Below are 12,392 nucleotides of genomic sequence, written 5' to 3' on the forward strand. Positions count from 1 at the left end.
GAGTAAGCAATGGAAATTGATAATGCAAAAGATCTTTTAGATTTTATATATAAAAGCCCTACAGCATTTCATGTTATAAATAATGTAGAAAAAATTTTATTATCTCAAGGGTTTAAAGAATTAAGAGAACATGAAAAATGGGAATTACAAAGAGAAGGTAAATATTTTATAAAAAAAAATAATTCTGCATTTATAGCATTTGTTATAGGAAAAGAAAAAATTATTGATAACGGATTTAAAATTATAGGAGCGCATACAGATTTTCCTTCTTTTAAAGTAAAACCTTATGCCGAAATTTTAAATGGAGATAAATATTTGAGATTAAATACAGAAGTTTATGGAGGTCCTATATTAAACACTTGGATGGATAGACCATTATCTATAGCTGGAAGAATAGTTTTAGAAGGTGAAAATCCTTTAAAACCAAAGGAAAAAATTATAAATATAAATAAACCTTTATTTATAATTCCTAATTTAGCAATACATATGAATAAAAATGTAAATAAAGGAATAGAGTTGAATCCTCAAAAGGATCTTCTTCCTTTAATGACAGTAGAAGGAGAAGATTTAAAGGAAGGAATTCTAGAAGAAATTATAAAAAAAGAGTTAAATTTAGATGATAAGAAAATTCTTAGCTATGAATTATCCTTATATGAATTTGATAAAGGTATCCTAATGGGATTAAATAATGAATTCATTTCTAGTTCTAGATTGGATAATTTGGCAATGGTTCATGCAGGGCTTAGAGCTATTGTAAATTCAAAAGTTTCTAAAGGTACTAACGTATTAGTTTGCTTTGATAATGAAGAAGTGGGAAGTTCTACTAAGCAAGGTGCAGATTCACCATTATTATCAAATGTTTTAGAAAGAATAATGGAAAAAGAAGAAAAAGGAAGAGAGGCATACTTTAGAGCATTATCAAAGTCTTTTTTAATATCAGCAGATTTAGCGCATGCAGTTCATCCATCTGCACCTGAAAAAGCAGATCCTGTTAATAAACCTATGATAAATAAAGGACCAGTAATAAAAGTAAGTGAGAGACAAAGTTACACATCAGACGGTATATCATCGGCAGTATACAAACAAATATGTAAAAAAGCTAATATTCCTTATCAAATATTTACTAATAGATCTGATGAAAGAGGAGGTTCCACTATAGGACCTATATCATCTAGACATTTAAATATAAACTCTGTAGATGTAGGAAGTGCCGTATTAGCTATGCACTCCATAAGGGAATTTGGCGGAGTAAGGGATCATTATTATATAATTAAATCTTTTGAGGAATTTTATAACTTATAGTTTAATTATGTTGTAATAAGGGAGGTTCTGTGATACACTAATTTAAACAAATTAATAATTATTTTACCCAGGGTAGAGGAGCTATAATTAAGAGTACTTATCTTAAACTGCCAAGTAATGATAGATAGGAAAAGGAATTATAGCCGAAGAAAATAGGGTGGTAATCTATTTTCTGGCTTTGCATAAAATATGTGTAAAGCTGTCACTTTAAAAAGTGTTGAGCTACAGAGGTCAATAAGTTGAAAGGCATTGCAGCTATGATTGAACTCTTAGCTGCAATTTATTTTTATAAAATAAGGAGTGGATAAAAGGTGAGGCTATTTGGAACAATGGAAGTAAAAGATAACAATTTATATATTGGAGGAGTAAGTTGTAAAGAGTTAAAAAATAAGTATAGCACTCCATTATATATAATAGATGAAGATTTTTTAAGAGGAAGATGTAAGGAATATTATAATAATTTTGGGGTTGAAAAACATGGAAATAAAGTTGCTTATGCAGGCAAATCTTTTTTAACTATTGCCATGTGTCAGATAATAAAAGAAGAGGGATTATTCTTAGATGTAGTTTCTTCTGGAGAATTATATACTGCTCTGAAAGCCAATTTTCCAATGAATAAGATTTATTTTCACGGAAATAATAAAACTTTAGATGAAATAGAAATGGGAATAGAGCTTGGAGTTGGAAAGTTTGTTGTAGATAATTTTTACGAAATGAATAATATTAATAATATGGCAAGGAAAAAAGGGATAAAGCAAAGTATATTATTAAGAATCACTCCAGGAATAGAAGCACATACCCATGACTATATAAAAACAGGCCAAGTGGACTCAAAGTTTGGATTTTCAATGGTAGGAGAAGAAGTTTATAAAGCTGTAGAAACAGCTTTAAGCTTACCTAATATAAATTTATCAGGAATTCACTGTCACATAGGATCACAAATTTTTGAAACAACTCCTTATGAAGAAGCAGTTGATATTATGTTTGAAATACTAAAGGAAATAAAAAATAGATATGATTATGAAATAAGTGAAGTGGATTTAGGAGGAGGCTTTGGAATATATTACACGAAAGAAGATAAACCAAAAGAGACAAAAGAATACTGTGAAGCAATATTAAAAAAAGCTTTAAATAAATCTAAGGAATTGGGAATTAAGCTTCCTATGTTGGGTATAGAGCCAGGCAGATCTATAATAGGTAATGCAGCTACACTAATTTATACGATAGGTGCCATAAAGGAGATACCAGGAATTAGAAAATATGTATCCATAGATGGAGGAATGAATAATAATATAAGACCAGCTCTTTATGATGCTAAATATGAGTGTGAAGTTGCTAACAATATGAATAGTGATGATAGGGAACTGGTTACCATAGCAGGTAAATGTTGTGAAACAGGTGATATAGTAATAGAAGATGTAGAAATAAGTAAAAGTAAGAGTGGAGATATACTAGCTATACCTTCTGTAGGAGCTTATGGATATTCTATGAGTAGTAATTATAATAAAATTCCTAAACCAGCTATTGTATTAGTTAAAGATGGAGAAAGTAGAGTAATGTGTAAAAGGGAAAGTTTTGATGACATGCTTAAAAATGAATTAAGTTTATAGAAATAAGGCTATCTTATAAAATATAAGATAGCCTTATATTTTTTTTGATATTGGAAATAATAACTTGAGTAGCATTAACTATTTTAACAGGAAGGTGAATAAAATGGACTATTTAATTTTTGAAGAAGAATGTCCTAATAATACCACTGTGTTTAGATGTAAATATAAACTTAAAAATACATTAGATAAAAGTTATAAAGATATAGTAGAGGGATATACTTATTTAAATCATGAATTTAAAAATAAAGGAAAAATTATACCAGCAGGAGATTGGTTGTTGGATAATTTATATTTAATAGAAAGAGAATATAAAGATATAAAAAATGATGTTAGAGAAATGTATTATCGTAATATCCCAAATATCAAGAGTGGCTATATGAAATGTTATCCGAGGATTTACTATATAGCAAAAAAAATAGTAAAACAAACTAATGGAAAACTTACTAAAGAAAATGTAGAAAATTATATAGAGGATTTTCAAAAACATACAGTTTTAACAAGCAGTGAACTTTGGTCATTGCCTACTATGTTAAAAATAGCATGTATAAATAATACATCAAAAATTGTAAAGGAAATGGTCTATGTACAAAAAGAAAAAACTAGAGGGGAAAAGCTAGTAGAAACTTTAGTAGAAAATATAAAAGATGAAAATGCTATAAATGAAATAATAAGTAGAGATGAAACTTTCTCAATATATTTTGTAGAAGCTCTAATTAAAGGAATAAGAAATAATGCTATTGAAAATGAAACTATATATAATTGGATAAATGAAAAATTAGAGATGGAAGATAAAAATATGAAAGATGCTGTGTTAGTAGAGCATAGAAGTCAGGCTTTTCTAAAAATGATACTGGGTAGTAGCATTACATCTATAAGAGAAATAGGAACATTGAATTGGAATACATCCTTTGAAAAGCTAAGTAAGTTAGAAAATATACTTAAAAATGATCCAGCTGATGTATATAGAAATATGGACTTTAAATCAAAGGATTACTATAGAAGTAAAATAGAAAACATAGCTAAGAAAACCAATTTAGGAGAAGGATTTATAGCTAGAAAGGCCATTGAATGTGCAAAAGAAAAGAAAGAAGAAAAAGATAAACCTTATTTAAAGCATGTTGGATATTACATTATAGATGATGGAATAAACTGTTTGAAAGAAAAATTAAACTATAAGGATATAGGAATAAATAGAATTAAGAGTTTAAGTTTAGAGAAGAGAACTAACTATTATATAGGTTTTATAAGAATTGTAACAATTATTTTATCTGTATTAGTTTCCTACTATAATTTATACAAAAATTATGCTCCCTTATGGAAATGTTTATTAGGAGTATTAATATTAATAATACCTATAAGTGAAATAATAATATCAATACTTAATTGGTCAATTAATAATTATCTAGAACCAGATTTTATTCCTAAAATAGAATTTAAAAAGGATATACCAAAAGAATATAGCACTATGGTAGTTATACCAACTCTAGTAAATAGCAAAAAAAGAGTTAGTGAGTTAATGGAGGACTTAGAAGTATATTATTTAGCAAATAATAGTGAAAATATATATTATGGAATATTGGCTGACTTTAAAGATAGCAATAAACAGGAAGAAGAAGGAGAAGATGAAATAAATAAATTTGCATTAGAGGAAGCAAAGAGACTAAATAAGAAATATAGCAAAAACGGTAAAGATATATTTTATTTTTTTAATAGATATAGGAAATTTAATGAAAAAGAAGGAATTTGGCTAGGATGGGAAAGAAAAAGAGGTAAACTGGAAGAATTTAATCATTTAATTAGAGGAGATAGAGAAACCAGTTATAATGTTATAAGTGGAGATATAGAAAATTTATATGAAGTTAAATATATAATTACTTTAGATGCAGACACTCAATTACCAATGGGAACAGCAAAAAAGTTAATAGGATCTATGGCTCATTCACTGAATATACCTTATATAGACCATAAAAGTAAAAAAGTTTTAAGAGGATATGGACTTATGCAACCACGAATCGGAGTAGGGGTCTTAAGTGGTAATAAGACTCTTTTCTCTAAGATTTTTTCTGGAGAAACTGGTATAGACACATATACCTGTGCAGTATCAGATATATATCAAGATTTATTTGGAGAAGGTATTTTTACAGGAAAAGGTATATATCATATAGATACTTTTAACTATATGTTAAAAGATGAAATACCAGAAAACTCGGTATTAAGTCATGATTTACTAGAAGGATCCTATGTAAGAACAGCTTTAGTCACTGATTTAGAGTTAATAGATGGATATCCAGCATATTATAATGCTAGCTCTAAAAGATTGCATAGATGGGTAAGGGGAGATTGGCAGCTATTGCCTTGGATATTTAAAAAGAATTCTTTAAATAAATTATCTATTTGGAAGATGAAAGATAATTTGAGAAGAAGTTTATTAACACCATCTATAATTATTCTTGTAATTTTATCTTTAATTCTATTTCCAAAACCTAAAATGTGGTTAGCAATAGCTTTTATATCTCTTTTAACTCCAGTTTTGTTTAATATATCAGAAATTACTAACTTATCTTTAAAAGAGATATCTATAATGAGAAGAATGGAAAGTTGGAAAATGAGTTTAATACAATTCTTTCTAGTATTTTCTTTCCTTCCTTATAAAAGTTATGTAATGGCTGATGCAATTATTAGGAGTTTATATAGAGTATTTATAAGCAAGAAAAATCTATTAGAATGGCAGACTGCAGCAGATGTAGAAGCTAAATCAGGCAAAAGCATTAAAGATCATATAAAAACTATGTGGATTGGAAGTTTTATAGCAGTGATAATATCCTTACTAGCTTTCTATCAATCTATTAATTTAGGATTAGTATTACTACCTTCGTGTATAATATGGTTTTTTAGCCCATGGATAGCCTATTATATAAGTAAAGATATTCCAGAAGATTTATATAGATTGAATGAAGATGAAGAAATACTATTGAGAAGATTTTCAAGAAAGATATGGTCATATTTTGAAGATTTTGGAGAAGAGGATAGTAACTGGTTAGCACCAGACAATTATCAAGAAGATCCTAAAAAAGGAGTGGCATATAGAACATCACCAACTAATATTGGTATGGGACTTATAGCTTGTATATCAGCTTTGGATTTAGGATATATAAATTTAAAACAATGCATATATAAAGTAGAGAATATCCTTAAAAGCATGAATGATCTAGAAAAATACCAAGGGCATTTTTATAATTGGTACGATACAAAATCTAAAAAGCCTTTAAAGCCTAAATATATTTCTACTGTAGATAGCGGAAATTTAATAAGTTATCTATGGTTAGTAGAAAATACTTTTCATGAATTTTTAAAAGAACCTTTTGTAAATGTAAGAAATATATCAAAGGGAATAGTAGATCTTTTAATTTTATCCATAGAAGAAATAGAAGAAAAAAATGAAGATTATTTAAATAATAAAGAAAGATTAGATACATTCCAAGAAGATATATTTTATTTAATAAAAATTCTAAAGGAGTTAGAAATAGAAGCCTATGGTTTAATAAAAGAAAAAGATAATTTGTATTGGAATGAAAAACTATATAAAACTGTAAAGACTTTTTTGGAGGATTTTAATAGTATTTTTCCTTGGATTGAAATTATAGAAGAGAATAAAATAACTGAAAGTTCTGATGATGACATAATGAGAAAACTATCAAATTTAGTTACAGAATGTAGTATAGAAAATTTTGAAGAGGTTATTTTAGAAATAAATAGCGATTTAAAAAATAGCAAAGAAAAATATGCAAAGAAGTTAAAGAGCTATACTGAAAAAAGTAATGATGAAATAAGAATTTTAAAGGATAATATATTAAATATTATTGAAGAGTTAAATTCTATATCAGAACAGATGAATTTTAAAATGTTATTTAATGAAGAGAGAGCATTGTTTACTATAGGATATGATGTGGAAAAAGATTGTCTAGATAATTGCTATTATGATTTATTAGCATCAGAAGCAAGGCAAGCGAGTTTTATAACTATTGCAAAAGGAGATATACCTCATAATCACTGGTTTAACTTAGGTAGATCCATAAGTGCCATAAAGAATAGAAAGGGATTAGTTTCATGGAGTGGTACTATGTTTGAATACCTAATGCCACTGTTGATAATGAAGAGTTACCCTAATACACTTTTACAAGAAACATATAATTTTGTGGTAGAAAGTCAAAAGAAATATGGTGATGAAAATAATGTACCTTGGGGTATATCTGAATCAGGTTTTTATGCTTTTGATGTAAATTTAAATTATCAATACAAAGCCTTTGGAGTACCAGGAATAGGACTTAAAAGAGGTTTAGAAAGAGAATTAGTTATATCTCCATACTCAACTTTTATGGCATTAAATGTTAATTGCAAGGCCTCTATAGACAACTTAAAAAGAATTGTAGATATGGGAGCAGAAGGAAGGTATGGACTATATGAAGCCATAGACTTTACTAAAAATAGAACCCCTAAAGATAATGATTTTGAAATTGTTAAATCTTTCATGGTACATCACCAAGGAATGAGTCTTATGGCTCTTAATAATATATTAAATAATTTTATTTTACAAAGGAGATTCCACAGAGACAGTAGAGTTAAATCTGTAGAGTTATTACTTCAAGAAAAAGTTCCAAATACTATAGTATATAGGAGAGAAGAAAATTATGAGGACAATATATCCATAAAAGAGAGAAATATAAGTTTGATAAGGAAATTTGGTATAGAAAAAGAGCAAGTACCTCAATGTCATTTTCTATCCAATGGCAACTATGATTTAATGATTACTAATAGAGGTAGTGGTTATAGCAAAAGGGAAGATGTATTTTTAAATAGATGGAGAGAAGATGTAACTAATGATAATTTAGGAATGTTTGTTTATATAAAAGATATAAGATCTAGGGAATATTGGAGTAATTTCTATCAACCCAGCAAAAAAAATATGAAAGATTATGAAGTAAGTTTTTCTGTAGATAAAGCTAAATTTGAAAGAATTGATGACAAAATTAAAACTACTACAGAAATATGTGTATCCAATGAAGAAAATGGGGAAATAAGAAAAGTTAGTATAACTAATAATAGTGAAGAAGATAAAATATTAGAAATTACTAGTTATTTTGAGGTGGTTTTAAATAAATATGATGCAGATTTAGTTCATCCAAGTTTTAGTAATTTATTTATCAATACTGAATTTGTGGAGGAACCTCTATGCATATTAGCTAATAGAAGAAAAAGAAGCGTTAAAGATAAAGAACTTTGGATTATGCAGTCTTTATCAACAGATGAAAAGGTAGTAGGTAATATACAATATGAAACCAATAGAGCTAAATTTATAGGAAGATGTAATGACTTAGATAGACCTGAAGTTATAGAAAATGATAAGCCATTAACTAATACTGTTGGAGCGGTGTTAGATCCTATAATTAGTATGAGAGTAAGAGTGAAAATACCAGCAAAAGATAGTTGTGAATTATCTTATATAATGGCTATTTGTAATGAAAGACAAGAAGCAATAAGAATAGCTGAAAAATATAAACAAAGAGATAATGTGGAGAGGATATTTGAATTAGCTTGGACATATAGTCAAATAGAGAGTAGATATTTAGGTGTTAAATCTTATACAATAAATAAGTTCCAAGAATTAGCATCTAATATTATTTTTCCAAATGAATCTATAAAGCAAAGAGAAGAGTATGTAAAAAATATAAGAAAAAATCAAGTAGATCTTTGGAAGTATGGTATATCAGGTGACATACCTATAGTTTCTATAGTGATAAATAAAATAGAAGATATTAGTTCTATTAAAGATATTATAAAAGCCCATGAGTATTGGAATCTTAAAGGATTAGAAGTTGATTTATTAATAATTAATCTAGAAGAATCATCCTATGAACAAGAATTACAAATGTCTATAAAAGATATAATATTCACTAGTCATTTAAGAGATAGAGAATATGTATCGGGAGGAGTGTTTTTATATAATAAGGCAACTATGGAAGAAGAAGATATAGAATTTGTAATCTCTATATCTAGATTAGTGATTTACTGTCAAGATGAAACTCTTTTAAATGAACCTAAAAAGAATAAAAAATTAATAGAGAAAAATGAAAAAGTAAAGGATAAAGAGAATTTAAAGTATAAGGAAGGAAACTTTAAATTTGAAACACCTGAATTAGAATATTTTAATGGATTTGGGGGATTCAAAAAAGATAGCTATGAATACATTATCGTATTAGATAATTATAAAGATACACCTGCACCTTGGATTAATGTTATTAGTAATGGAAATTTTGGATTCCATATTTCAGAAAATGGAGTTTCTTATACTTGGTATAAAAATAGTAGAGAAAATAAAATAACTCCCTGGTCTAATGACTGGATAAAAGATAATCAAGGTGAGTTTATATATTTAAAAGATGAAGAAACTGATGAGATATGGAGTATATCACCTAAACCTAAAAGAAATTCTGGAAAGTATATTATAGAACATGGTTTTGGATATTCTACTTACAGAAATAAAAGCTTTGGAATAATTGGAGAAATGACTTCTTTTGTTCCCTTAGAGGATAATGTAAAAGTAATCTTAGTAAAGTTAAAAAATGATACTAATATAAAAAGAGAATTATCTGTAACCTATTATACGCAACTGACTTTAGGTGTAGTATCTGAACATACTAATAGGTATATATCAACATATAAAAATGAAGATTACGATTATATATATGCTAAAAATCCTTATAATACCTACTTTGGAGATTTAACAGCATATTGTAAGGTGTTTGGAGGAGAAGAGGTATCTTATACAGGAGATAGAATGGAATTTATAGGTGTGAGTGGTAGTTTAGAAGATCCTAATGGGTTAAAATCTGAAAAGTTATCTAATAGTCTAGGTTCAGGTATGGATCCTTGTATAGCTATAAATAAGAAGATAACTTTAAATCCAGGTGAGGCGAAAAGTGTATTTATATTATTGGGAGAAGAAGATAATATAGAAAAAATAAATTCATTAATAGAAAAATACAATGAAGAAAATATTATTCTAAAAGAATTTGAAAGTGTAAAAAATTACTGGCAAGAAACACTGACGCAAATACAAATTGAAACACCAGATAAATCCATGGATATTATGGTAAATAAGTGGTTATTGTATCAAGTAATAAGCTGTAGATTCTGGGCAAGAACAGGATTTTACCAATCAGGAGGAGCCTTTGGTTTTAGAGATCAGCTCCAAGATTCAATTTCTATATCCTATGTGAGGCCAGAAATCACAAAAGAACATATATTATATAGTGCATCAAGACAATTCTTAGAAGGAGATGTACAGCATTGGTGGCATCCAGTAGTTGAAAGTGGTATAAGAACTAGGTTCTCAGATGATTTACTGTGGTTACCTTATGTAACTATTCAATATATAAAGAATACAGGGGATTATGAAATATTAAATGAAACTATTAATTATTTGGAAGATGAACCTTTAAAAGAAGGAGAAGATGAAAGGTATACTATATCTAAAGTATCTAATCGCAAAGGAAGCTTATATGAACATTGTATAAAAGCTATAGATAAATCTTTAAAATTTGGAGAAAACAACATACCTCTAATGGGATCAGGAGATTGGAATGATGGTATGAGCACCGTTGGTAATAAAGGAAGAGGGGAAAGTGTATGGCTAGGATGGTTTATATACAATATACTCAATGAATTTGGTACAATATGTAATAAAAAAGAGGATTTTAAGAGAGAAGAATACTATGATAAAACTAAAAAATTTATTATAGAAAATATTGAAAAGAATGCTTGGGATGGAAAGTGGTATAGAAGAGCTTACTTTGATGATGGAAAAGTTTTAGGATCTGCAGAAAATGAGGAATGTCAAATAGATTCTCTGTCTCAATCTTGGGCTGTAATATCTGAAGGTGGAAATAAAGATAGAGCAATAGAGGCTATGCTTTCCGCAGAAGAACATTTAGTAAAATATGATAAAGGCATAGTAAAATTATTAACACCAGCCTTTAATACGTCTGACCTTGAACCAGGATATATAAAAGGTTATGTGCCTGGGGTAAGGGAAAATGGAGGGCAATATACTCATGGTGCTATATGGTATATATTAGCCTTAGCAAAGCTAGGATATGGTGAAAAGGCGTGGAAAATATTTAACATGATAAATCCAATTAATCATACTCTATCTAATTTGAACTGTGATATATATAAAGTGGAACCATATGTTATGACTGCAGATGTTTATACAGTAGAACCCAATGTGGGAAGAGGAGGATGGAGCTGGTATACAGGTGCTGCAGGATGGATGTATACAACAGCTTTAAATGGAATTTTAGGATTTAGGTTACACATGGATAAGGGTTTTTCAATAAAACCTAACATACCTAATGATTGGAATAAGTTTACGATTATTTATAAAAAAAATAATTGTAGATATAATATAATAGTAGAAAGACAAGGGAAAGAAGAAATGTATTTAAATAATAAATTAATAAAAGATGATATAATTCCATTTTTTCAACAGGGTGAATATGAGGTAAAGGTATTTATAAAGTAATAAAAGAGCCATTAAGGCTCTTTTATTACTTAAATAAGTCATTATTTTTATGCATATCTTTAGATGTACTATCAAATTCCCAAGTGGAAATATGATTGCTAACTATTGGATCTACTACATTATCAGGAAGAGAAGAAGAAGATTTTTTATTTTTAGAGTAAGTCCTAATAGGTTTAGGGTGATCTTCTAAATAACCTCTTTCATCAGGAAGATAAATTCCAATAGTTTTAGGGGAATGGTTTAAAAAATCTTTTCCGTTATCAAGATAACTTTTTCCTCTATCCAATTTAGACCCTCCTTTATATGAAGTTTATAAATTTAGTATTTGAACAAAGTTGTTTATATATTCGTAACCAGCCATTGAAAACAAAATTTTAGGTTTTATATAAAAAGGAAAAAACAAATTTGTATAGAAGTAGTACAATATGTTAATATTTAATAATAGGGATAATTTTAATAGGGGGGATTTAATCATGACTGAGTTATTACAAGTTTATAAATGCCAAGTATGTGGAAATATTGTAGAAGTTGTTCACAAAGGAGGTGGACAATTAGTCTGCTGTAATCAACCTATGAAGCTATTTGTTGAAAATACAGTAGATGCAGCTGTGGAAAAACACGTTCCTGTTATAGAAAAAATAGAAGGAGGAATACGTGTTAAAATAGGAGAAGCAGAACACCCAATGATAGAAGAACATTACATTGAATGGATAGAAGTTTTAACAGAAAACAAAGTATATAGAAAACATTTAAAACCAGGTGAAAAACCAGTGGCAGAATTTAAATTAGATGAAGAAGTAGTAGCTGCAAGAGAATATTGTAATTTACATGGATTATGGAAAAAATAGTTTAAATGATACCAGGTTAATTACTCCCTATAGCTTTTCTTTTGCTATAGG

At 28.1% G+C, this 12,392-nt stretch carries 5 protein-coding genes and 1 riboswitch; of the genes, 4 read left to right on the forward strand and 1 reads right to left on the reverse strand.

The window, feature by feature from the left end; genetic code table 11:
- Positions 1-9 precede the first annotated feature (9 nt).
- The 3 genes from B5D21_RS05440 to B5D21_RS05450 all read left to right on the forward strand — a co-directional run bounded on the left by B5D21_RS05440 (position 10) and on the right by B5D21_RS05450 (position 11,493).
- On the forward strand, positions 10-1,302 hold the full coding sequence (locus B5D21_RS05440) for a M18 family aminopeptidase (RefSeq protein ID WP_011100583.1): 1,293 nt from the start codon (positions 10-12) through the stop codon (positions 1,300-1,302).
- Between the two features lie 65 nt (positions 1,303-1,367).
- Positions 1,368-1,535: riboswitch (Lysine riboswitch) on the forward strand.
- 78 nt (positions 1,536-1,613) lie between these two features.
- Positions 1,614-2,912 (forward strand): diaminopimelate decarboxylase, encoded by a 1,299-nt coding sequence (lysA, locus tag B5D21_RS05445; protein WP_011100582.1) that lies wholly within the window; start codon positions 1,614-1,616, stop codon positions 2,910-2,912.
- Positions 2,913-3,015: 103 nt separating this feature from the next.
- Entirely contained in the window at positions 3,016-11,493 is an 8,478-nt protein-coding gene (locus B5D21_RS05450; RefSeq protein ID WP_078688078.1) for a glycoside hydrolase family 94 protein, read from the forward strand.
- A 25-nt stretch (positions 11,494-11,518) separates the two neighbouring features.
- Here the strand turns inward: B5D21_RS05450 and B5D21_RS05455 are convergent, their stop codons facing one another.
- The gene (locus tag B5D21_RS05455) at positions 11,519-11,779 is read right to left on the reverse strand and encodes a hypothetical protein (RefSeq protein WP_242651222.1); all 261 of its coding nucleotides are present in this window, start codon (positions 11,777-11,779) and stop codon (positions 11,519-11,521) included.
- 187 nt (positions 11,780-11,966) lie between these two features.
- Between B5D21_RS05455 and B5D21_RS05460 the strand changes: the two genes are divergently transcribed.
- Complete coding sequence (locus B5D21_RS05460; protein WP_035111706.1) at positions 11,967-12,341, forward strand: desulfoferrodoxin; 375 nt, start codon at positions 11,967-11,969, stop codon at positions 12,339-12,341.
- The last annotated feature ends 51 nt before the right edge of the window (positions 12,342-12,392 follow it).

This window comes from Clostridium tetani (assembly GCF_900167265.1).
In the GTDB taxonomy this organism is placed as follows: domain Bacteria; phylum Bacillota; class Clostridia; order Clostridiales; family Clostridiaceae; genus Clostridium_G; species Clostridium_G tetani.

Excerpts from the sequence above, each read along its gene's own strand:
- B5D21_RS05450 (WP_078688078.1), top strand. The coding sequence starts at position 3,016 with ATGGACTATTTAATTTTTGAAGAAGAATGTCCTAATAATACCACTGTG.
- B5D21_RS05440 (WP_011100583.1), top strand. The coding sequence starts at position 10 with ATGGAAATTGATAATGCAAAAGATCTTTTAGATTTTATATATAAAAGC.
- B5D21_RS05460 (WP_035111706.1), top strand. The coding sequence starts at position 11,967 with ATGACTGAGTTATTACAAGTTTATAAATGCCAAGTATGTGGAAATATT.